Source organism: Sphingopyxis sp. (genome assembly GCF_036675685.1).
In the GTDB taxonomy this organism is placed as follows: domain Bacteria; phylum Pseudomonadota; class Alphaproteobacteria; order Sphingomonadales; family Sphingomonadaceae; genus Sphingopyxis.
In genome coordinates this window covers 13,921-36,874 of record NZ_JAKFEM010000028.1, presented here as the reverse complement: position 1 = coordinate 36,874, position 22,954 = coordinate 13,921, and the positions used below count along the sequence as shown (strand labels likewise).

Genomic DNA, 22,954 nt, shown 5'->3' with positions numbered 1-22,954 from the left:
TAGACACCCGCGCTCTGCCCCGCACGCGGGAATGCCGAAAACGAGCTAGCGCGTCACATCGCCCGCGGTGGGCGAGGCGCCTTTGAGAAGGGCGCGCGAAAGCGGCGCGAAGTCGCCGCGCATGCCGTGCGCAAGCGCCGCGGCGGCGAGGCCATTTTGCGCCACCGCCGCCATTGTCCCTTTCGCGAACAGGGCGTCCAATATGCCGGCGGCGAAGGCATCGCCGGTTCCGATCCGGTCGATGACCGGGGCGATCAGCGCCGTCGCTGTCTGGGCATGCTCGTCGCGGCCATCGATCCGCGCGGCGAGCTCGTGCCTCGCCGGGTCGACGATATGGCGCGCGGTCGATGCGATGAATTCGAGCGCCGGGAACGCTTCGAGCATCGCGAGCGCGGCGTCGCGTCGGCGATCGGCGCCTTCGCCCGAAAATTCGCGGCCGAGGAGCAATGAGGCATCGCGGTGGTTGCCGAACAGCACCGTCGCCTCGGCAACGATCGGCCGCAATATGGCCGCCGGATCCTTATGCCAGCGCTCCCATAATCGGCCGCGCCAATTGCCGTCGAACGATATGCCGATCCCCGCCGCCCGCGCGGCGCGGACCGCCGCCAGCGTCGCGTCGGCGCTGCGCTGGCCCAGCGCGGGGGTGACGCCCGAGACATGGAGCCAGCCGACACCCGACAGCAGGCGATCCCAGTCCCATTCGGCGGGAGACATGGTGGCAAAGGCCGAATCGGCGCGGTCGTACACGACTTCGTCGGGCCGCATCGGGCCGCCGGGCAGGTGGTAATAAAGACCCATCCGGCCGGCGGGCCGCGAGATATTCGCCGTATCGACGCCGTGGCTGCGCATGCGGTCGACAACAGCGTCGCCGACCGCTCCCGCGGGGACAGCGCCGATCATCGCGACAGGGTGGCCCAGCGCCGACAACGCGACCGCGACATTGGCTTCGGCCCCGCCCACATAGGAATCGAAGCGCGCCGATTGCAGCGGCCGTTCGCCGTGCGGAACGCTCAGCCGCATGACGATTTCGCCAAAGCAGGCGATCGTCTTGCCGGAGGCGATCATGATCCGAATCCAGGCTCTGGAATTGCGGTGCAAGCGATGCGGACGGCGTCGCCGAAGCGCGCGCTTGCCGACTGGCCGGGGACGATCGGGTGAACGCCCGTCACCGCGCCCGCCGAAATCCATTGGCCCGGCTCGAGCCCGATGACGCCGTCATGGTGCAGGTCGACGAGAAAGCGCAGCGAGCCCCAGGGGCCGTCGAGGACGTCGCACGGGCGTCCGGTGCCGACCTGTACGCCGTCGATTTCGGTCGCGACGTCGAGCCGGTCGAAGTCGGCGGGGTCGAGGCGCGGACCGAGGAGCAGGCCGTTGTTGATGCCAATATCGGCGATGATGCCGAAGGGCGCTTGATCATGGACGTCGGGGGCGGGCGAGCTCGCAATCTCGAACCCCGCGCGGATGTCGTCGACATAGGGGCGCGCGTCGTCGTCAGGGCCGAGGCGATGGCCGGGAACGGCGGAGAGGCGCAGCATCACCTCGGCCTCGACCGCGCCCGCGCTGCCGGCAAAGACGCGCGCGTCGCCCGGCGTTTCGCCTGTCAGCTCGGTGCAGCGCAGGACCGGACCGGCGAGTCGCTCGGCGCCGAGGGCATCGATCAGGGGAGGCGGGATGCGGCCGACTTTCCAGCCGAGCACTGGGCTGCCCAGCGCGGCGCAGAGCGCGCGCTGGACCCGATAGGCGTCGGCGAGCGTTGCGGGCACCGGCGCGGGGAAACCCGTCAGCGCATGGCCGGACAATCGGGCTTCAAGGAGGGCGGCGACCGCGTCCCGCGCGTCCAGCGGCGCGCTCATGGCTGCGGACCGCGGACCATCAGGCGAGCTTGGCGCTGAGCAGGTAGCGTTCGCGGCTCTCGGCCGAGCGCTGGCGCAGCTCGACAAGCGCGCGCTCTTCGGTCTCGTCGAGCATCGATTCGAGCAGACGGTTGAAATGGAGCCGCATCGCCAGCCGCGCACCGGCCGCGTCGCGCCTGCGCAGCGCCTCGACGACATCGGCATGTTCGGCCTGGCGCGCGCTGCTGTCCTTGCGGCACACCATCGAATGGCTGGTCCGCACTTCGGGCAATTCCATCCGCATCCGCCACAGCGTTTCGATCACATGGATGATCGCCTTGTTGTTCGACGCGGCGGCGATGGTCAGGTGGAATTCGCGGTCGATCGCGCTGATCTCATCCTCGCTGGCCTTTTCGTCGGCCATCGCATTCAGCAGGCCCTCGAGCTTTTCGAGCGTTTCGGACGAGATGGTCGGGGCGGCGAGCGCCGCGGCCTCGGCCTCGAACAGCGAGCGCGCCTCGGTCAGTTCGAAGGCGCTGACCTGCGGCAGGATCGCATTGGCGCCGGGAAGCTGCGCCTCGACATAGGCGCCGGCGCCGGTGCGGATGTGGATCCACCCGGTCGCCTGCAGCGCGATTTCGGCTTCGCGGATCGTGACGCGGCTGACCTCGAAGCGTTCGGACAGTTCGCGCTCGCCGGGCAGCCGCGTTCCCGGCGGATAGGTTCCGTCCAGGATCAGGCGCCGAATCGTGTCGGCGACATCTTCGAAAAGGCGTCGTTCGGCCATGGTTCAATCTTCTCCCCGCGTGATCGCTATGGAGTCCATACAATCCGGTATGACAAGTTTGAAGCCCATGACCGAACTTAGTCTAGATTCGCGCCCGGATGCCGACGAAATATTTCGCGCCATAATAATGATACTGACGGCTGCTGCCATAGACCGGCATATAGGTCGCCTTCGGCTCGTTGAAGATATTGAGCGCTTCGAAACGCAGTGACACGCCGGGCATCAGGTCGAGCGATGCGCGGAAATCGACGGTTTCGCTGGGCCCGACATAGCGCAGCTGGCTGTTGCCGCCGACGAAATCCTGGAAATAGCTCGAGCGATAATTGTAGATCGCCTGCAGCGACACCGGCCCGAGTTCATAATAGGCCTGTGCCGACAGCACATGCTTCGAATAGCCCGAGAGGTTCGCCGGCGGGATGATGCCGGGGGTCACCGTGTCGGTTACGGGATCATAGACGTCGCCGAGCCGAATATCCTGCGTCTTGAAGTTGGAGTTGGCGTAATTGTAGCTGACCTTGACGCCCAAACCGTCGAGCGGCTTGGGCAGGAAGCTGAAGCGCGTCGCCGCGGTCAGTTCGAGGCCATAGATGCGCGACTTGTCGGGGCTGTTGCGCGTCTGGGTCACCGGGATCGACACGGTCTGGCCGTCGATCGTGAAATCCTCGTTGAAGACCACCGGCTGGAAGCCGCCGGAGAACTGCTTGTAATAGACAGTGGCCGAGAGGAGGCTGTCCTTGTTCGGATACCATTCGAACGCAAGGTCGGCGTTCCACGACATCAACGGCTTGAGCCGCGGGCTGCCGTTGGCGGTGATGTTGCGGATCGCATCCTCGATCGAGGTGAAGCTGGTGCCATCCTCGAGCAGGATCGTGCGTCCGGCGCCGAGCGCGCTCGGATTGGGCCGCGACATCGCGCGATAGCCCGCGGCGCGGATCAGCGTGTTCGGCGCGACCTCGAAGATCGCGTTGATGCTGGGCAGGATGCGCGTGTTCCGGCTCTTGATCGTCACGGTGTCGAAATCGCCCGAGGTGACGAGGCGGATCGTGCCGTCGGGATTGGTGACGATGCTGAGGTCGCTGCGCAGGCCATCGGAGGTGACGTCGGTTTTGACGACACGGACACCAAAATTGCCGCGCACCGGCATATTGCCCAGATCGGCATCATATTCGGCCATCACATAGCCGGCGAGCGTGCGTTCGGTGACGTCGCGGTTGGCGACCGAGCGCGTGTCGGCGGGAAGCCCCGGGTCCTCGGCGCCCATATATTCGCGGAACAGGCAGTCGACGTCGAAGGTTGCCCAGCTGTTGATGCTGTTGCCCTTGGCCGCCGACAGGAAATCGGTTTGCGGAAAGGCCTGGCGGCACAGATTGTTGATGCGGCGATCCTCGGCGATCGCGGGATTGAGGTTAAAGTCGCCGTTGCGGATGTCATAATCGCGGAAGGTCAGCTCGGACCAGCGGCCGCCGGCGGAGATTTTGCTGAGGAAGCCGTCCATCTCGTAAGCGACGTCAAAGCGCCCGGCGTAGATTTCGTTGTGGCGCTTGCTCTCGTCGCGGCGGAAGCGCGCGTCGTCCCAGAAGAGATTGTGATTGTTTAGGTCGAAGCGCGGGTCGATCGTGATCGTCGGCACGAAGCTGCCCGGCGTGATCGAATAGGTATAGGGAATGCGCATATTGTTGAACACGGTGCGCACGCCGTTGACGTCGGTCGGGTCGGTGCGCAGGCGGACATTGCGTTCGATCTCCTTGCGGATCGTGCGCGAATAGCTGCCGTCGAGCGTGACGGTCAGCCGGTCGCTCGGCTGCCATTCGACCGACAGCCCGCCGCCCAGATATTCCTCCGACCGCGACAGTTCGGATCCGTTCGATTCGAGCGAGCTGATGCCATTGAGGCTCTGGACGATGCCATTTTCATCATAGACGACGTTGGTCAGGCCAAACCGGCCCTCCGACAGGTTGAGGTCGCGGCGGCTCTCGACGAAGGTACGGTCCGAATATTGGACGTCGAGGTTGATGTTGAACTGGTCCGACGGCCGCCACTGGATCGATCCGAACACCGCGTCGCGCTTGTCGCTCTCGCTGATCTGGCGGAAGGTGTAGGCGTTGGGGACGAGATAAAAGGGCCGGTTCTGCGCATATTCGGCGCGTGTATATTCGTCGCAATTGTTGTTCGCGATGACGGGCGAGGCCTGGCAGGCGGTCCAGGTGGTCGATGCGGCGTAGGTTTCTTCGGGGTTGTTCGTATCGTTGCGCTGGACGCCGATCGCAATGCCGATCGTGTCGTTCGCGAACTGGTCGACATAGCTCAGCGTCCCGCGCCAGCCGACGCCGCCTTCGCGGCCGGTGATGCGGTCGCCATAGGGGTTGTACTGCGCCTTGATCTCGCCCTGCAGGCGGCGCTTGCCGAAATCGAGCGGGCGCAGCGTGCCGATTTCGATCGTGCCGGCGACACCGCCTTCGACCAGGCTCGCCTGCTGCGTCTTGTAGATCTTGATATTGTTCACCAGTTCCGACGGGAATTGGTTGAAGTTGACCGAGCGGTCGCCGCTGCCGTTCGTTGCGTCGCGGCCGTTGAAGGTCGCGTTCGACAGGAAGGGGCCAAGCCCGCGCAGCGCGATTTCGGACGCGTCGCCCTTTTCGCGGTGCGTCGTCGCGCCGGTGATCGTCTGGATCGCCTGTCCGACCGAGATCGCCGGGATGTCGCCGATGTCGTCGGACGACAGTGCGTCGACGATCGCGGTTTCCGCGCGCTTGGTGTTGATCGAATTCTGGATCGTCTCGCGGATGCCCGTGACGATGATTGCGTCTTCCTCTCCCTCGGCCTGCGGGGCCGGGGTGTCCTGCGCGGCGGCGGGCATGGCGATCGTCAGCAGAGCCGACCCTGCACCAGTCATGAAGGCGGCGCGCAGCGTGCGCAGCCGGGTCTGCGTGTGAGAATTCACAATCTCTCTCCCTTGGTCGATTCTGTTATGACCAATGTGGTCGGACATTTCGGCAGTATTGTCAACCATTGTGTAAACCGAACTGGCCTTACCAATTTGCAGTCCAAAGCAGGCGTCAGCGAACGAGCTGGCTCCGCAGCCCCGGCACGGCCTGCGCGAGCGCCTGTGCGACCTGCCGCGCTACGATTTCGGCGCCGATGTCGCCCAAATGGGTGTAGTCGAACTTGCGCGTTACCTGTCCGCGCGCGCCGGTGCCTTCGATCGGCTTAGGCTCGGGCGGCGCGGGGCGCGGGGTCAGTGTCGTCCCCGCCTTCGCGGCGGCAAGCTCTTCGGCGGTCGGCGGTTCCTGCGCGAGCTTGGTTGCCATTTCGGCGCCCATCTCCTGCGTCTGCGCCGCGCTCAGCGCGTTGAGATCGACAAGCGGGACGCCCGTCGCCTTGGCGACGCCGCGCACCTGGTCGGACCAGCTTGCCAGCGTGTTCCTGAGCTTGCCGTCCTTGAACTCGCGCCGCGTCAGCGGGGTGACGAGCACCGGCGTCGCACCCGCCGCGCGCACCTCTTCGACGAAACGCTTGAGGTTCGCAGGGAATTCGGTCGTCTCGTCGGTCCAGCGTTCGGACTTGCTCGACTGGTCGTTATGCGCGAACTGGATGAGGACATAGGTCGCGCCGTATCCTTTGACCGCTGCTTCGGCGAGCGCGATGTCCCACGATCCTTCCTGGCGATAGCTGCGCGTGCTGCGGCCGCCGCGGCCGACGTTCAGGCACGCGACCGACGATTTGACATGCTTCGCGCAAAAGGCGCCGCCCCAGCCGCTGTGCGGCGCCATCGTCGAATCGCCGACAAGGATGATCTTGTATGGCGAGAGCGGCGGCGCATCGCTGCGCTCGCGCTCCTGTGCCTGCGCTCCGCCGGCGAGCGCCGCCGCCATGATCCCTGCGACAATCCAACGCATATCGATCTCCGCTTCTTGGTCGTCAGGAAAAGAACAACCCGCCGTTCACGTCGAGGCACACCCCGGCGAGGAAGCTCGCGGCGGGGGAGGCCAGGTAGACGATCGTTTCGGCGACCTCGTCGGGATGGCCTTCGCGGCGCAGCGGGGTGTTGCCCGCGGTCGCCGCGCGTCCTTCGGGCTTCGAGAAAATATCGTGGAAGCTGGTGCCGATCAGGCCGGGGCACACGGCGTTGACGCGGATGCCCTGCGGCCCCAGTTCCTTGGCCATCGAACGGGTGTAGGTCATCAGCGCGCCCTTCGCGGTCGCATAGACCGAAGCGCCGGGGCCGCCGCCGTCGCGGCCGGCGAGCGACGACACATTCACCACCGCCGATCCTTCGCCAAGGAAGGGCTGCGCCGCCTGCAGGACGAGGAAGACCGATTTCAGGTTGAGCGTCATGACCTGGTCGAAGAAGGCCTCGTCCATCTCGCTCAGCGTCTTGCGCGCGATCATGCCGCCGGCAAGGTTGACGAGGATGTCGAGCCGGCCGCTGAACGCAATGCCGACCTCGTCGAGCATCGCCTTCACGGCGTTGCTGTCGGTGACGTCGGCCTGGATCAGAAAGGCGTCGCCGCCCGCGTCCTTGATGGTTTTCAGCGTGTCTTCGGCGGCTTCGTGCCCGCTGTTGTAATTGATCGCGACGCGCACGCCGGCGCGGGCGAGGGCGATCGAGACCGATCGGCCGATGTCGCGGCCGCCGCCGGTGACAAGCGCGGTTTTCCCTTGGAGAGACATGTGGTTTGTTTCCTTATTCTTGGGTGTTGCGGGGTTGGGTGACGACGGGTTCGACGCGTCCGCCGATCAGCCAGAAACAGAGGAAGGAGATCGGCACGATCGCCGCGCTCAATGCAAAGATCGGTGCGTAGCTTGTCTTGGTGAGCACGGGCACGAGCCACGTCGTGATCAGCGTGCCCGCGACCGCGGCGGTGCCGCTGATCCCCGCGAGGCTGCCGACCGCGCCGCCGCCGAAATAGTCGCTCGGCAATGTCTGGATATTGCCGATCGCCATCTGGAAGCCGAAGAGGATGCACGCGATCAGCAGCACTGCGGTCAGCGGCTCGCTGGCGCCGATGGTGAAGAGGAGCGCGGGTAGCATGATCGCGCAGCCGATTGCGATCGTCAGCGTGCGCGCCTTGTGCACCCCGCCGCCCGCGGTGATGATCCGCCCCGACAGCCAGCCGCCGAACAGGCTGCCGAGCATCGCGCCTACGAAAGGCACCCAGGCGAACAGCCCGATCTGCTTGACGTCGAAGCCGAAGGTTTCGGCCAGGTAGATCGGCAGCCACGATACGAAGAGCCACCAGACGGGGTCGAGGAAGAAGCGCGACAGGATGACGCCCCAGCTCTGGCGATAGCGCAGCAGCTCGCCGAGCTGGATGCGGCGCCCCTCGTCGCGGCCCGCCTCGGTGCGGCCGGTCAGGATATAGTCGCGCTCTTCCTCGCTGAGCCGGGGATGCGTCTCGGGATCGGCCTTGTAGAACCAGAGCCACGGGACGAGCCAGAGGAAGCCCAAGATGCCCACGACGAGGAAGGTCCCGCGCCAGCCGAAGTAGACGAAAAGCAGGGCGACGAGCGGCGCCGAGATGATGCCGCCCAAGGACGCGCCGGCGTTGAAAATGCCCTGCGCCAGTGCACGTTCGCGCGAGGGGAACCACAGCGCGTTGGCCTTGGCCGCGCCGGGCCAGTTGCCCGCCTCGCTGATTCCGAGCGTCGCGCGCAGCACCCCGAGCAAGGGCAGCGAGCGCACGAGCGAATGCGCCGCGATCGACAGCGACCACACGACAATCGAAATGGTGAAGCCCAAGCGCGTGCCGATCGCGTCGAACACGCGCCCGAACAGCGACTGGCCGAAGGCGTAGAAGATCATGAAGATCGTCACCAGCAGCGCATAATCTTCCTTGGTCGCGCCGATGTCCTTCGACACTTCGGGCCACATCACGGCGAGCGCGTTGCGGTCGATATAGTTGATCACGGTGGCAAGGCCGATCAGGCCGATGACGCACCAGCGGAAGCGACCCTTGATATTGTTCATTTCTTCGCTCCGGTTCTGGCGAGGTCGAAGCGACCGACGGGGCCGGTCCATGCGAGCGCGCGGCCGTCGACCGTCACGCTATGTTTCGCGGCCGCCGCGACATCGTCGGCGACGACGACCGCGATGCGGCTCCCGTCGATCAGGGTGATGAGCACAAGCGCGGCATCGCCCTCGCGGCGATGCTCGAGCGCGGTGACGCGCGCGCTGCTCGCGACGGTGGTTTCGGCCGACGCGTCATATTCGCCATGCGGTTCGAGCAGGCTGACGAAGGTGGCATCGGCGGCGCCATCGACGCGCTGGATCAGCGCGGGTTCGCGGCGCAGGTTGAATTCGGGATCGTTCGCGCCGCTTTCGGTCACGATGAAGCGCGTGCCCGCGGGCGGCGCCATATGATAGCTGTAGAAACGGCTGCCCTGCATCCACGTCAGCCGCGCCTTGCCTGCCTTTGTCCCTTCGCCGTCGACCCACAGATGCTGGTAGCCGTTCGCCTTGCCGAGTACCGGCCGCTCGGCGAGCTTGCGGTCGAACGCGATGTCGCTGTCGATGATATGCCCCGAAAAATGCAGCGGCAGGTCATAGCGATGCCTGCCGCCGCCAGTTCCACGGAGGATATCGAGAATGAGCGGATTGGCGAGGCCGTCGACCTCGAGCATCAGCAGCGCGCGGCGGAAGGTCACGTCCTTGTACGCGCCCGCGATTTCGGCGATCGAATAGCGCGTCGGGCCGTCGAGCGCCGCCGCAAGCTGCCGCGTCGGCACCTTTTCGCCGGCTTTCCAGTCGCCCGCGAAATGGCTTTGTTCGTCGACGACGAGCGTGTTGTGCGCGACTGTCGCGCTCGCCCAGCTGTCGTTTTCGGGAAGATAGCGCCCGCCGCGCTTCGCCTCGACATTCAGGAAACGCGCCGCGCCATAGTCGGTCACGACGGCGCCGGTTTCGTCATAATAGAGCCAATTCAGCCGATCGAAATGGCCGTGCCCCATGCCCTGCACGCTGTTCTTTGCCACGAGCAGCGGTCCGCTGGCGTCGGCCTTGCTGCGGAGCAGAACGAGCGCGCCCTGCTTGCCGTCGGGGCCGTCGCCGAGGAGGCGTGAGGCGAAGGGCCAAGGTTTTTGCTTACCCGCCGCAAGTTCGGTGGCGACCGTTTCGCCCGCAGGTGTGAGCACGGTGTGGCCTTGCCAGCCGGCGATCGACAGGAAAGCCGGATCCTTCGTCGCGCCATAGGCGATGGCGACGGCGTGATAGAGTTCCTCGGTGCGCAGGCTCTTGTCGCGCATCGCGTCGTTGAGCGGCAGGAAAAAGCCGTCGTGCGTCACGTCGATCGCGGTCCGCACCGCTTTCAGCACAATGCCGTCGCGGTACTCGAAGATCCTGCGCTCGGGCTCGTTGGCATCGATCGCGGCGGCGAAGACGACGAAGGGTTGCAGCGCATAGCGTTGATAATAGGGGCCTTCGGCATAATAGCCGTCGGGCGAGAAGAGCAGGTCGAGCTGGCGCAGGAAGCCCGTCTTGCCGCTCTTGTCGAGGCCTTTCAGTGCCTTGTCGACGAGGTCGCGGTCGCCGAGCAGATAACCCGCGAGCCCGACCCCGGCGCAGGCCCAGGTCGCATGATTGTGGATACGGCCGATTACCTCGGGCGATCCGTCCGACAGGAAGCGCGCCATCGGGCGGATCACATTGTCATCGATGCGCTTGCGGTCGGCGGGGGCGAGCGCGTCGCGGATCGCGCCATAGCCCTGCACCGCGTTGACGAGGAAAACGCTGTCGTTGAGGCTTTGCCAGAACAGGCGGCCCGGTACCTGGTTGGCGGCGGCCGGATGCGGCCCAAGGCCGGGATAAAGATCGGCGTAGGCCAGCAGCAGATCGCGAACATGGTCGAGATAGCGGCGCTCGCCGGTCAGCCGGTAGAGCTGCCCGCCCTCGAAGATCGTACGATAATTGCGCTTATGCTGCTCGTGGGTAAAGCCGCCGCCGGGATCCTTGGGTACCGGCACATTGACGCCCGCGCGGATCGAGGCGTCGACATCGCGCTTGGCGCGGTCGACTTCGGCGGCGAAGAGCGGCGCGTAGGTTTGCGCGGACGCGGCGGGTGCCGGCTGGGCGACCACCGGGACAGCGGGAAGCGTGGCCGCGGCGAGCAGCAGGGCGAGCGTGCGGGTCACGGGCGGGCCTCCACGGCATTGCCCGCGAGCACCGCGCGCTGCGGACCCTTATAGGCGAGTTCCTCGATCCGCGGCGCGAGGGTGGCGACGAAACGATTGCCGGCGATCCGCGTGTCGGGGGTGCCGACCGAATGGATCACGACGACCGGCGCCGAGCGGGTGAAATCATTGCCCGAAATCGCGGCATGCTGAACGCCCGACAAGCGTAACGACGCGCCGTTTTCGCCGCTGTCGGCAACATTCGATCCGCTCATCGCGAACCACGGGCCGAAGGTGCTTTCGTCGGTCCCTTTGCGCAGCAGGTCGGCGACCATCGCGACGCGGTCGAACCGGCTGCCCGCGATGGTCAGCCGTTCGACCGGATACCAGCCCTTTGCGTCCTGCTCGCCCGCACCGGCGACGACAACGCCCATATCGGAAAAGCGGCTGCCCTCGATCTCGATCGCGTCGGCGAAGGTGCCGGGCGCGATGACGATGCCGTCGAGCCGCGCCGCCTTGCCGGGACCGCGCACCGCAATGCCATTCAGCGCGATGCCGTAATTGGGCGCGGCACCGGCGCCCACCGCGATCAGCGCCGCATCGGCGGTGAGCGTGCGCGCATCGATCTCGACATTTTCGAGCCGCAGTCCGCCGCCGCCATCGATCCGTGCCAGCCCACCGCCGGTCAGGCGGAGCACCGGCGCGGCGCCCTTCTTGCCCGCGATGGTCAGCCAGTGACGCAGGACAAGCGGCGCGGCAACGTCATAGGCGCCCGGCGCGAGGCTGAGGATGTCGCCGGCCTGCGCGTTGCCGACCGCCTCGGCAAGCGACGCATCGGGCTGCAGCGACAGCGTGCGCCCGGTGCCGAACGCGGCTTCGGGTGCCGGCGAGCGATACCAGGACGCGCCGACCTCCTCGCGCTTCACCGGCACCAGATCGCGCGGCGCGCCGACGTCGGTGAGCGCGGGGTCGGTGGGGTAGAGCAGGCCGTTGGCCGCGCGCTCGAGCTTGATCGCGCGCTGTTCGACGCCGCTGGTCAGCAGCGGTTTCGCGACTTTCACCTCGACATTGCCCGCGAGCGCGATTCCCGCGATCTCGCCGTCGGCGTGGAAAGGGTCGGCGCCGTCCGCGCCGCGGACCAGGTTGCGTTCGAACTTGCTGTCGATCGGCGGCGCCGAGCGTTCGGCATCGGCGCCCGCGGCGAAGGTGATGCGCGCGCTGTCGATGATCGAATTGCGCTCGATCAGGGCGTTCGCAACCTGATGATAGCGGTTGATGACCGAGTTCGGGACGCCGCTCATCACGCTGATCGCGCTCTTCAAATCCTTGCCCGCCAGCCCCTCGAAATAGTTGAAGCGGACGGTCTGATCGCGGTTGATGACGCGTACGCCGCCGCTGTCGGGGACATGTTTGCCAAAGAAGATGTTGCGCTCGACGAGATTGCCGTTGCCGTGGCGGAGCACGAAGGCGCCCTGCGACGAGAGGACCAGATTCTCGCGCACGATATTGCCGCCCGACTTGACCGAGACGATCTCGACCTCGCCGCTGGTGCGGTCGAAGATGTTGCGTTCGACGATCGTGTGGCTGTTCGAGAGCGATTCCTCGCTGGTTCCGATGCGGATCGTTTCGCCGCCGTTCGAGCCCAGTGGCGGGCGCGGGCCGAAATAAACATGATCGATGCGGTGGCGGTTATCGAGCGGATCGCCCGCGCGGCGGATGACCGCGAGGGTGACGCCGCTGTTGGTCTTGCCCTCGAAATGCGAATGGTCGACGCGATTGCCGGTGCCGTAGAGCGCGACCCAGATGTCCTCGGCGCGGCGGTCGGGCTTGCTGTAGCCGTCGATCACCACCTCGGTAACGCGGCTGTCGTGCGCGAGCGTTTTCGAATCGCGGCGGAAACTGATGACCTGATCGGTGGGGCTGGCGCCGCCCTTGAAGACGAGCCCCGATACGATGAGGTGGCGGCCGCCGAGGCGGAGGTTCGACTGGCCGGTCAGCAAAACCTTGCCCTTGGTCTGTGCGGTGAGGGTGATCGGCTTGTCGGCGGTGCCGGTTCCGGTGAAGACGATCTGGAAGTCGCGCCATTCGCCGTCGCCAAGGACGATCGAGTCGCCGGGCTGTGCCGCCTTCACCGCCGCCTTGAACTGCAGTTGATCGGTGACTTTTATGTCGCGCGCGAGGCCGGGCTGCGCCGCCGAAATGCCGATCGCTACCGTCAAAGCGGCCCGCAGCAGCATCATATCCGTCCTCCCAATGTTGTCTTATCGAACATTGGTCTACATAAGTGGTATGACGATTTCAACCCTATTTGGTTGACGATGCTCCAAACCAATTTGGGCGCTCGCGATCATTCGCGGGACCATCGCCATGAAGAGGGTCCGTGCCATCTTCTTGCGCAGCCCGGCTGGCGTCGCCGATGCGGTGATATTCTTGTACAATCTGCGACAAGGCCGAAAGCGCGAGTGTCGCGGGGTCGCGCGTCGCGGGAATAAGGCCGACCGAGGTTCGCAGCAATTGGCAGAGTTGGTCGGGGATCCCGGCAGCGCGCAACGCCTCGAGCCGGATTTCCTGTGTGCGCTGGCTTCCCACTGCACCGAAATAGAAGCCCGGAAGTTTGAGCGCCGCGGGCAACAGATGCTCCTCCCAATCGCGATCGTGAAAGAGGAAGAGGATCGCCGTCCACGGGTCCGAGAGCGTTGGCGGCAAAGCGGTGCGCGTTGCCAGTTCGGTCGTGTCGATGCCCTGTCGCGCAAGGTCGTCGAGCCTCTCCCGGTCGGGCGAAAGCGCGTGGACGTCGGCGCCGAAGGCGTGCGCGAGGCGCGCCAGTGCGGTCAGCTCCTCGCCTTGCCCGATCGCGACGATGCGAAGCGACGGCGCCAGGCGAAGCAGGAATCGATCCTGCTTCCAGCCGATTGGCGATACCTCCCCGGTGGCGTCGGCGGGTTGCACGCCGTCCATCGATAAATGCAGCGCCGCCGACGCGCGCCGGTCGAGGCGGGACAAGGCGTGCGCAATCGCAGAACGGTCCGGATGCGCGTTGAAAAGCAGGTCGATCCCGCCGCCACAGGGCAGGCGAATGTCGAGATAGGGCGACCCCGCGCCGAACCGGACGAGCTTTGCCCGGCCATCGGCGAGAGTGCCGATCGCCTCGGCTACGACGGCCGCCTCGATGCAGCCGCCCGAGAAGGATCCCGCGTAACGGCCGTCCGCCGCGACCGCCATCTGGGCGCCGAGTGCGCGGGGCGACGTGCCGTGAATGCCGGTGAGGGTCACGAGCACCGTCGCCAGCCCTTCGTCGCTCCGGTCGAGCGCGAAACGCAAAATGTCGGAAGGTGCGGTTGCTATCATGCCCGTTTTGCGCTGTGGCTGGCGCTCGCATGACGGCGACCGACGAGGAGAAGAGCCGCGATGATCGATGCCGGGGACACCGCTGCCATCCTGCTCGCCGCGGGGCAGTCGTTGCGGTTCGGCACCGACGACAAGCTGCTCGCTCCGCTCGGCGGCGAACCGCTGGCGCTGCACGCGGCGCGGCGGATCGTCGAACTGGCGCCGCGGCGCCGGATCGCGGTTTGCCGCGAAGCCGACGGCACGCTTGCGCGGCAGCTGGCAGGGCTGGGTTTCGAGATCGTGGCAAATCCCCACACCGACCGGGGGCTGTCGCAATCGCTGTCATATGGCATCGCGGCGGCGGCCTGCGGTCTTGAGGCGGCGGCGCTGGTCTGCCTGGCCGACATGCCCTTCGTCAGCATCGGCCACCTGCAGAGCCTGCTGTCGCGGTTCGATCCTTCGGATGCGCCGGCGGTGGCGTCGACCAATGGCGAAGCGGCGATGCCGCCCGTGCTGTTTGGCCGATCGCTGTTCGATCGCCTGCAGGCCGCTCGGGGCGATCGTGGGGGCAGGGGCTTGCTCACCGGCGCCGCGCTTGTTGCCGCCGATGCCGGCGAACTGGCCGACATCGACCAGCCCGAAGATTTTCGCCGATACTGAACCCGCCGCAATATCCCGCCGCGGTCATGCGATGTCCGGCAGCTTGTCGATCAGCTTGTCGAGCGTGACGGGATAGTTGCGCACGCGCACCCCCGTCGCGTTATAGACTGCATTGGCGACCGCAGCGGCGACGCCGCAAATGCCAAGTTCACCGACACCTTTTGCCTTCATCGGCGACGTCGTCGGATCGGTCTCGTCGAGGAAGATCACATCCTGGTGCGGGATGTCGGCGTGGACCGGCACTTCATAGCCCGCGAGGTCGTGGTTGACGAAAAAGCCGAACCGCTTGTCGACCGCGAGCTCCTCCATCAACGCCGCGCCCGCGCCCATCGTCATCGCGCCGATCACCTGGCTGCGCGCCGCCTTGGGATTGAGGATGCGCCCGGCCGCGCACACCGCCAGCATGCGCCGGACACGGATTTCGCCGGTCGCGGCATGGACGCCAACCTCGACGAAATGCGCACCAAAGGTCGATTGCTGATATTTTTCGGCGAGGTCGCCATATTCCATCATGTCTTCGGCGACGAGTTCGCCGTCGCTGGCGGCCTCGCCGAGCACCACGCTGCGCCGGCCCGATTTGACCTTGCCGCCCGCGAAAACGGTATCGGCGGCGTTGAAGCCAAGCTTTTGTGCCACAGCCTCGCGCAGTTTCGCGCACGCGGCGTAGACGCCGGCGGTCGAACTGTTCGCTCCCCATTGCCCGCCCGATCCGGCCGAAACGGGGAAGGCCGAATCACCCAGCTTCACGACGACCTTGTCGAGCGGCACACCCATCATTTCGGCCGCAGTCTGCGCGATGATCGTATAGCTGCCGGTGCCGATGTCGGTCATGTCGGTTTCGACCGTCACGACGCCCGATTTATCGAGCCGGACACGCGCCGCCGACGTGGCGTTGAGATTGTTCCGGAACGCGGCGGCAACGCCCATGCCGACCAGCCAGCGCCCGTCGCGCGTTTGTCCCGCCTTTGCATTGCGCTTGCTCCAGCCGAATTTGGCGGCGCCGGTTTGCAGGCATTCGTTGAGGCGACGCTGTGAGAAGGGCCGGCTGGGTTTTTCGGGGTCGACCTGCGTGTCGTTGATGACGCGAAATTCGATCGGGTCGAGGCCCAGTTTTTCGGCCATCTCGTCCATCGCGATCTCGAGCGCCATCAACCCCGGCGCCTCGCCGGGCGCGCGCATCGCATTGCCTTCGGGCAGGTCGAGCACGGCAAGGCGCATCGCGGTCATGCGGTTCGCGCCCGCGTACAGCAGGCGCGTCTGCGCCACCGCAACCTCGGGTCCGCCGCCGGGCAGGTCGCCCGACCAGCTTTCATGGCCGATCGCGGTGATCTTGCCGTCGGCGGTCGCGCCGAGGCGGATGCGCTGGATCGTGGCTGGCCGGTGCGTCGTGTTGTTGGTCATGAACGGGCGGGGCAGCGCGACCTTGACCGGCCGGCCCGCGGCTTTGGCGCCGAGCGCGGCAAGCAGCGCGTCGGCGCGGTTGAACAATTTCCCGCCAAAGCCGCCGCCGATATAGGGCGAGTCGAGGCGGATATTTTCCTTCGGAATGCCGAGCGTCTTGGCCATGTCGCCGACCGACCAGGCGATCATCTGGTTCGAGGTCCACAGGGTCAGCTTGTCGCCTGCCCACGCGGCGATCGACGCATGGGGTTCCATCATCGCATGGGTATGGTCGGGCGTCGTATATCGCGCGTCGAGTTGCACCGGCGCGGCAGCGAAGGCCGCGGCGAAATCGCCGACACTGGTATCGGCAACCGTACCGAAGACCGTCGGCGGAGTGATCGCGGTGTCCAGCGCCGCGGCAAGCTCGAACTTTCCCTTGCCGCGCGCATATTCGACGCGGACGAGCGACGCGGCGGCACGCGCCTGTTCAAAGCTTTCGGCGACGACGAGCGCGATCGCCTGATGATAATGATCGACCGCGGGGCCGCCGAGCAGCTTGGCGGTATTGAAATCGCCCTTGGCGAGCTTGCCGGCAGTGTCGGCGGTGACGATCGCGATGACGCCCGGCGCGGCGCGCGCCTCGTCGAGATTCATCGACGCGATCCGCCCCTTGGCGATCGCCGACCCGACGATATAGCCATAGGCCTGGTTCGCCGCGACATCGTGCCGTTCGTAGGCATAGGGCGCGGTGCCCGTCGTCTTGAGCGGACCGTCGATGCGGTTGGTGGGTTTGCCGATGATCTTCAGCTGGTCGATCGGGTTGGTGGTGGCGGGCGTTTCGAACTTCATGGCTCAGCCCCTCGCTTGCGCCAGCACGCCGGCGAGCGTGCGCTCGACCAGTGGCAGCTTATAGGCATTTTCATGGCTTGGCTTCGCGCCGGCCAGCAGCTTGGCGGTGACCGCCTTGGCGCCGCGCGGCAACTCGGCCTCGGCGGCCTCGACGCGCCATGGCTTATAGCCGACTCCACCGAGCGCGACGCGGCCCGACCCGTCGCGCTGGACGATCGCGCCGACCGCGATCAGCGCAAAGGCATAGGAGGCCCGATCGCGGACCTTGTGATAGACATGCGTCCCGCCCACCGGCTTGGGCAGCGTGACCGCGGTGACCAGCTCGCCCGGCGCGAGCGCGGTCTCGAGATGCGGAGTCTTGCCCGGCGCGCGGTAGAAGTCGGCGATGGCGATCGTGCGCTCCTTGCCCGCCGCATCGACGGTTTCGATCGTCGCGTCGAGCGCGCGCATCGCGACCGCCATGTCGCTGGGGTGGGTGGCAATGCACGCCTCGCTCGCGCCGATCACGGCGTGCAGGCGGCTGAAACCGCCGATTGCGGCGCACCCGCTACCCGGCTGGCGCTTGTTGCACGGCTGGTTGGTATCGTAAAAATAGGGGCAGCGGGTGCGCTGAAGCAAATTTCCCGCGGTCGTCGCCTTGTTGCGCAGCTGGCCCGACGCGCCCGCGACCAGCGCGCGCGACAGCAGGCCATAATCGCGCCGTACGCGTTCGTCGGATGCCAGATCGGTGTTGCGAACCATCGCGCCGATGCGCAGCCCGCCCGCGGTCGTAGCCTCGATCTTGTCGAGCGCGAGGCGGCTGACGTCGATCAGGTGCGCCGGTGTCTCGATCTCCAGCTTCATCAGGTCGAGCAGGTTGGTGCCGCCTGCGATGAAACGGGCGTCCTTCGAGCGCGCGAAGGCGGCGGTCGCCGCCGCAGGCGTGTCGACACGTTCGTAGGTAAAGCTTTTCATGCCTTCACTCCCGCCACGTCCGAAATCGCATCGATGATGTTGGAATAGGCGCCGCAGCGGCAGATATTGCCGCTCATCCGCTCGCGCAGTTCGAGCGCGGTGACTTGCGGTGGCGCGGTCAGGTCGGCGGTAACATGGCTGGGGATACCGGCCTTGATTTCGTCGAGCACCGCGACCGCCGAGCAAATCTGCCCGGGGGTGCAATAGCCGCATTGATAGCCGTCATGCTCGACGAAAGCCGTCTGCATCGCGTGCATCTTGTCGGGCGTGCCCAGTCCCTCGATCGTGGTGATCTTGTCGCCGTCGTGCATCACCGCAAGGCTGAGGCAGCTGTTGATACGCCGGCCGTCGACGATGACCGTGCAGGCGCCGCACTGGCCATGGTCGCAGCCCTTCTTGGTGCCGGTCAGGTGCAGATGTTCGCGCAGCGCATCGAGCAGCGAGGTCCGCGTGTCGAGTTCGAGTTCGCGGCGCGTGCCGTTGACCTCGAACGCCACCTTGGCGGCCGGCGGCGCGGGCGCGGGCTTGCTCCGGGCCGCGGCGGGCTCGGTCGGCACAATTGTCACCGCCGCAATCGATGCGGCGCCGCCGGCGAGCACGCCGCGCCGCGACAGGTCGAAATCTCCAGGAGTCTGCATCGCGTGTCCCCGATTCTCTATTCTGATTGCCGACGGGCAGATGCCCGCGGGGCAGTACAGGCAGTCAATGCCGCGCGGCTATTATCCTTGCCGCGTCGGCGCAGAAAAATTCGGATTCGGCGCAAGCTACCATATCGAACGGCCGGCGAACAGCGAAGCGCGTCGCGTCGCTGAGCCCCAAGCCGGAACGGCGTTGCGCGTTATTTTTTCTCGACCAATTCCCTCAGCAGGAAGGCGTGGAGCATCGCGGCGCGCACGGCATCCTCGGCATGGTCGGCGCCGACCGAATGGCCGCCCTCGATATATTCGTGATAATAGACGGTGTTGCCGAACTCCTTGAGCCGTGCCGCATATTTGCGCGCGTGGCCGGGATGGACGCGGTCGTCCTTGGTTGAGAGATAGAGGAAGATCGGCGGATATGTCACGCTCTTCCGGAGGCTTTGATAGGGCGAATATTTCGACAGGAACGCCCAGTCCTCGGGCACGTCGGGGTCGCCATATTCGGCGACCCATGACGCACCCGCGAGCATCTTGTCATAACGGCGCATGTCCTTGATCGGTGAGCCCGAGATGACCGCGCCATAGAGGTCGGGGCGTTGCGTCATCGCCGCGCCGACGAGCACGCCGCCGTTCGAGCGGCCCGAGATGGCGATCTTGCCCTTGGCGCTGACCCCCGTCTTCACCAGATCCTCGGCGATCGCGTGGAGGTCGTCGAAGCTGTTCTGGCGCTTTTCACGCAGCGCTGCCTGGTGCCAGGCGGGGCCATATTCGCCGCCGCCGCGGATATTGGCGAGGACATAGGCATTGCCGTCCTCGACCCAGAACAGGCCGAGCGGACCGGCGCGATAGGGCTGGCCAGTGAGATAGCCCGGCGTCTGCGCGGCGCGGAAACCGCCATAGGCGTGGATGAGCGCGGGGACGGGGCCGGTCGCGCCCTTCTTGCGGGCGAGGAAGTAAGGGATTTGCGTGCCGTCCTTCGACGTTGCGAACCGCTTTTCGACGCTCATTTCCTTGGCGTCGAAGGTTGCGGGCAGGCTCTGCACGGCTTGCGGCGCCTTGTTTTCGGACACCGCGTAAAGCGTCGGCGGCATCAGCATCGTCTCGGCGGTCGCAAGGGCGATGTCGCGCTTGCCGACGGTGCCTGCGATTTGCACCGTGGCATTGGCGGCGAGCGGAACTTCCTTCTGGCTCCAGTTGCCGGTCGCCGGATCGCGGCGCAGCGCGAACAGCTTGCCCTCGACATCGTCGAGTGCCTTCACCCACAGGACATTGTCGGTCGCCGAGACATTCTCGATCGCCTGCGCCTTCGTTGGCGTCATCACGGGAATGATCGCCACCTGGCTGTCCGCCGACATGTCTTCGAGCGACAGCGAAATCAGCGAACCCGCCGGAAAACCAGTGCCGAAGTCCTCGTTCAGAAAGACGATCGCCTGCCCGTCGAGGACATCGCGGAGGCTGGCGCTTTCGGGAATGATCGTCGAATGATAGCTTTCGCCGCTGACGCCGCGAATGAGATATTTGGTGGTGTAGAAGGTCGTGCCGCGGCTGATCATCGGCCAGCGTTTGTCGCCATCGACGAGGGCGAAGACGTTCATGCCGACATCCTCATGCTCACCCTCGGCAACGGTTTCGGCCGATGCCAGCGGCGTGCCGCGTTTCCAGCGTTTCACGATGCGCGGATAGCCCGACGCGGTCATGCTGCCCGCGCCATAGTCGGTCGCGACGAGCAAGGTGTCGGCATTTTCCCACGTCACACTGCTCTTGGCTTGCGGCAGCGTGAAGCCGCCGTCGACGAAGCTTTTGGTCGCGCGGTCCCATTCGCGGACGATGTCGGCATCGGTGCCGCCGGGGCTGAGCGAGACGAGGCAGCGCGTGTAGTCGGGGGCGAGGCAGTCGGCGCCGTGCCAGACCCAGCTTTGTTTTTCGGTCTTGCCGAGCGCATCGACGTCGATCAGCGTCGTCCAGACGGGTTTGCCCGCGAGAAAGGCGTCGAGCGGGCTTTGCCGCCACAGGCCGCGGGGGTTGGCGGCGTCGCGCCAGAAATTGGTGATGGTTTCGCCCATCACTTCGCCGGGCTCGGCAATCTGGCGTTCGTCGTCGAGGATGGCGCGCGCGCGCTTGCGGTCGGCCTCGAACCCGGGGCGGCCGACGATCAACTTGTCGGTCGCGGCATTTTCCTTTTTGACCCAGTCGAGCGCCTTCTTGCCTTCGATCTCCTCGAGCCAGAGATAGGGATCCTTGTCCTCGGCAGCGGCTGCCGTCACGGCGGCGAAGGAACAGCTGAGGGCAAGCGCGGCAAGGCTGGCGCGGATCATCGTGGAAGTCTCCCCTGGGGTATGGTGGCGCTGTGCTAGCAGCATTAGACACCCCAAGGGAAGCAGGCGAAACGCCTATTGGTCGATGATGATCGTGCCGGGATGATGCTTGTCGAGATGCTTCTTGATGATCTTGAGGTTCCGCGTGTTCGACCGGAAGAAAAAGTCGAAGGCGTCGCCGACGAGCGGGACGGCGCCGAGCGCGGTGTCGACGCCAAGATTGCCGACCATCCGCCAGATTTTCCACTTCGGCATGCCGAGGTTGCGCGCTTCCCAGATCAGATAGGCCCCCATCGTCGCGGCGATGATGTCGCCGACGACAGGGACGAGCCCGACGATCGCGTCGAGGCCGACCGGACGGTTGATGCCGGGAATGACAAAGCTGCGTTCGAGCAGGATTTCCAACGTCTCGACGCGCTTGCGCAGCGCCGCGGGGTCGCTCCGATTGGGGATCAGGGCGTCGAAGATTGCGTCGGGATTGGGGGGCGAAGGGGCCATCTGGGTCCTTTCAAAAGCGCTCGAAGGCGAAGCGCCGGCTATTAATTGGGGGCGGCGATCAGGCGATTCAATGGGTGTTGCGCACGGCCGTTGGCGCGAAGACCGGTCAGACGCTGCGACGCGACCGACCAGCGCAGCGGCGTTGCGAGCGGGATGAAGGGTGCGTAGCGCGACAGAACCGCCTCGGCCTCGCTCACCTGCTGCGCGCGCTGGCCGACGTCGATGTTGCGCATTGCCTGGTCGATCAGTTCCTGCGCCTCGCGGTTGCAGAGCGTATCGCGCCGGCACGACAGGCGGCGGAGCGCCCAGAGCGCATCGTCATTGGGCGCCACCTCGTCGATCAGCCGGAGGTCGGCGGCGGATGCCATGGCGACGCGGCGGCTCGGCACGCCGATCGCGGTGAAATCGGCCGAGATATAGGCGAAGAGAATGCGCCCGCCGGGCGAATCGGGGACGGCGATACGCAGCGGTTCGATCTCGCGCCCCGCGCCGCGCCACGCATCGACAACGCGCTTTGCCTGCGCGACCCGCGATGCCTCGTCATATTCGGCCCAGGCGGGGATCAACGGCGCGGGCCCGCCGTCGCGGGCGTAGAGCGCGGGGCGCAGCGCGACCTGCGGCTGCCATTCCGAGAGCCCGAACGCTTCGACCAGCCGCTCGCGCCGGATCGCGCGCACGAGCGCGTCGCGATTGGTATCGGTGGCAAGGAAACCCTCGGCGCGGACGAACGACAGGCCGAACAGGCCGGGGACCGGATCGACGACGAGGCGCGAGCGGCCGATGTTCGATGCGACGAAATAGGGCAGGGTCGAAAAGCGGCCGCCGATCACGCCATCGGCATAGCCGTTCTTGAAGCGCGCGAGCGCCCCGGCGGGCGAAGCGCCGACGAGTTCGATCGAGGCCGCCGGGTCGTTGGCGGCGGCTTCGGCGGCCTCCTGATCTTCGGCGAGCGGATCGGGGACCGGCGAGAGCAACATTGCTTTGCCGATCTTGCGCGCGCGCATCGGGCCCCAACGCATCCCCTTGTTGACGATCGCCATCGACGGCTGCGCGAGCAGTTCGAGGATCGCGGGCTGCGGCACCGACAGGCGGATCTCGATCACCGTGTCGGTCATCGCCTTGATCGTCTCGACCTCAGGGAAGTCGCCCTTCAGGACGTGGCGGCTGGCGGGAGCGAGATAGGATCGCAGGATCGCCGCGACCTCTTCGGCATTGACCTTGCGGCCATCGCTCCATTTGGCTTCGCGGAGGCGGAAGATATAGCTTCGCCCGTCGGTGGTGACGGTCCAGCGGTCGGCGAGGCCGGTGTCGATCTGCCCCTCGCCGTCGTAGCTGACGAGCCCTTGCGAGGTCACATCGAGCAGCGCGGCGTTGGCGGCCGAGAGTTCGCCGTTCAGCGGGCTGGCGGCGGCGTTGAGTGGGCCGATGGCGGCGACGGTCACCGGGCCGCGCGTGCCGAACAGGCCGCAACTGGCAAGGCCGAGCAGCAGCAGGCTGGCAGCGGCTCCGATCCGTTTCCTGGCATTTTGTCTGTCGTGTATCGGCGGCATCGGCGCCATCATAGAGATGCCGCGCGAAACCGGAAGTGGGCATCCGGGCGGCAAG

Annotated in this window: 17 protein-coding genes; 1 reads left to right on the top strand and 16 read right to left on the bottom strand. The window is 66.2% G+C overall.

All coding sequences use genetic code 11. The features are described 5' to 3' along the window. Nucleotides 1–45: 45 nt before the first annotated feature. The 10 genes from V6M50_RS12555 to V6M50_RS12510 form a co-directional block, all read right to left on the bottom strand. Nucleotides 46–1,065, bottom strand: a complete 1,020-nt coding sequence (locus V6M50_RS12555; protein ID WP_332818907.1) for a sugar kinase — start codon at nt 1,063–1,065, stop codon at nt 46–48. Next, a complete protein-coding gene (locus V6M50_RS12550) occupies nt 1,062–1,853 on the bottom strand; it encodes a 2-keto-4-pentenoate hydratase (RefSeq protein ID WP_332818906.1) in 792 nt (263 codons plus the stop codon). Before V6M50_RS12550 ends, V6M50_RS12555 begins: the two co-directional genes overlap by 4 nt. A gap of 19 nt (nt 1,854–1,872) precedes the next feature. Next, nucleotides 1,873–2,619 (bottom strand): FadR/GntR family transcriptional regulator, encoded by a 747-nt coding sequence (locus tag V6M50_RS12545; protein WP_332818905.1) that lies wholly within the window; start codon nt 2,617–2,619, stop codon nt 1,873–1,875. Nucleotides 2,620–2,701: 82 nt separating this feature from the next. Next, on the bottom strand, nt 2,702–5,560 hold the full coding sequence (locus tag V6M50_RS12540; RefSeq protein WP_332818904.1) for a TonB-dependent receptor: 2,859 nt from the start codon (nt 5,558–5,560) through the stop codon (nt 2,702–2,704). Between the two features lie 115 nt (nt 5,561–5,675). Beyond that, nucleotides 5,676–6,515: a rhamnogalacturonan acetylesterase gene (locus V6M50_RS12535; RefSeq protein ID WP_332818903.1), complete on the bottom strand. Its 840-nt coding sequence runs from the start codon at nt 6,513–6,515 to the stop codon at nt 5,676–5,678. 22 nt (nt 6,516–6,537) lie between these two features. Continuing rightward, a complete protein-coding gene (locus V6M50_RS12530) occupies nt 6,538–7,290 on the bottom strand; it encodes an SDR family NAD(P)-dependent oxidoreductase (protein ID WP_332818902.1) in 753 nt (250 codons plus the stop codon). A 13-nt stretch (nt 7,291–7,303) separates the two neighbouring features. Next, nucleotides 7,304–8,587: an MFS transporter gene (locus V6M50_RS12525; protein WP_332818901.1), complete on the bottom strand. Its 1,284-nt coding sequence runs from the start codon at nt 8,585–8,587 to the stop codon at nt 7,304–7,306. Beyond that, nucleotides 8,584–10,746, bottom strand: coding sequence for a heparinase II/III domain-containing protein (locus tag V6M50_RS12520; RefSeq protein ID WP_332818900.1), 2,163 nt, complete (start codon nt 10,744–10,746; stop codon nt 8,584–8,586). The genes V6M50_RS12525 and V6M50_RS12520 overlap by 4 nt, the downstream gene beginning before the upstream one ends. Further along, nucleotides 10,743–12,965, bottom strand: a complete 2,223-nt coding sequence (locus V6M50_RS12515; protein ID WP_332818899.1) for a chondroitinase-B domain-containing protein — start codon at nt 12,963–12,965, stop codon at nt 10,743–10,745. The genes V6M50_RS12520 and V6M50_RS12515 overlap by 4 nt, the downstream gene beginning before the upstream one ends. A 64-nt stretch (nt 12,966–13,029) precedes the next feature. Further along, on the bottom strand, nt 13,030–14,073 hold the full coding sequence (locus V6M50_RS12510; protein WP_332818898.1) for an XdhC family protein: 1,044 nt from the start codon (nt 14,071–14,073) through the stop codon (nt 13,030–13,032). 60 nt (nt 14,074–14,133) lie between these two features. On the opposite strand from V6M50_RS12510, the gene V6M50_RS12505 reads away from it, so the two are divergent. Next, nucleotides 14,134–14,712, top strand: a complete 579-nt coding sequence (locus tag V6M50_RS12505; RefSeq protein ID WP_332818897.1) for a nucleotidyltransferase family protein — start codon at nt 14,134–14,136, stop codon at nt 14,710–14,712. Between the two features lie 24 nt (nt 14,713–14,736). Here V6M50_RS12505 and paoC read toward each other — a convergent pair whose 3' ends face one another. The 6 genes from paoC to V6M50_RS12475 form a co-directional block, all read right to left on the bottom strand. After that, the gene (gene paoC / locus V6M50_RS12500) at nt 14,737–16,944 is read right to left on the bottom strand and encodes an aldehyde oxidoreductase molybdenum-binding subunit PaoC (protein WP_332818896.1); all 2,208 of its coding nucleotides are present in this window, start codon (nt 16,942–16,944) and stop codon (nt 14,737–14,739) included. A gap of 3 nt (nt 16,945–16,947) precedes the next feature. Continuing rightward, on the bottom strand, nt 16,948–17,898 hold the full coding sequence (locus V6M50_RS12495; RefSeq protein WP_332818895.1) for an FAD binding domain-containing protein: 951 nt from the start codon (nt 17,896–17,898) through the stop codon (nt 16,948–16,950). Continuing rightward, nucleotides 17,895–18,536, bottom strand: coding sequence for an aldehyde dehydrogenase iron-sulfur subunit PaoA (gene paoA / locus V6M50_RS12490; protein WP_332818894.1), 642 nt, complete (start codon nt 18,534–18,536; stop codon nt 17,895–17,897). Before paoA ends, V6M50_RS12495 begins: the two co-directional genes overlap by 4 nt. Nucleotides 18,537–18,736: 200 nt before the next feature. Further along, on the bottom strand, nt 18,737–20,851 hold the full coding sequence (locus V6M50_RS12485; RefSeq protein ID WP_332818893.1) for a prolyl oligopeptidase family serine peptidase: 2,115 nt from the start codon (nt 20,849–20,851) through the stop codon (nt 18,737–18,739). A gap of 75 nt (nt 20,852–20,926) precedes the next feature. Further along, nucleotides 20,927–21,349: a DUF4112 domain-containing protein gene (locus tag V6M50_RS12480; protein ID WP_332818892.1), complete on the bottom strand. Its 423-nt coding sequence runs from the start codon at nt 21,347–21,349 to the stop codon at nt 20,927–20,929. A 41-nt stretch (nt 21,350–21,390) separates the two neighbouring features. Next, the gene (locus tag V6M50_RS12475; RefSeq protein WP_332818891.1) at nt 21,391–22,899 is read right to left on the bottom strand and encodes an ABC transporter substrate-binding protein; all 1,509 of its coding nucleotides are present in this window, start codon (nt 22,897–22,899) and stop codon (nt 21,391–21,393) included. Nucleotides 22,900–22,954: the final 55 nt, after the last annotated feature.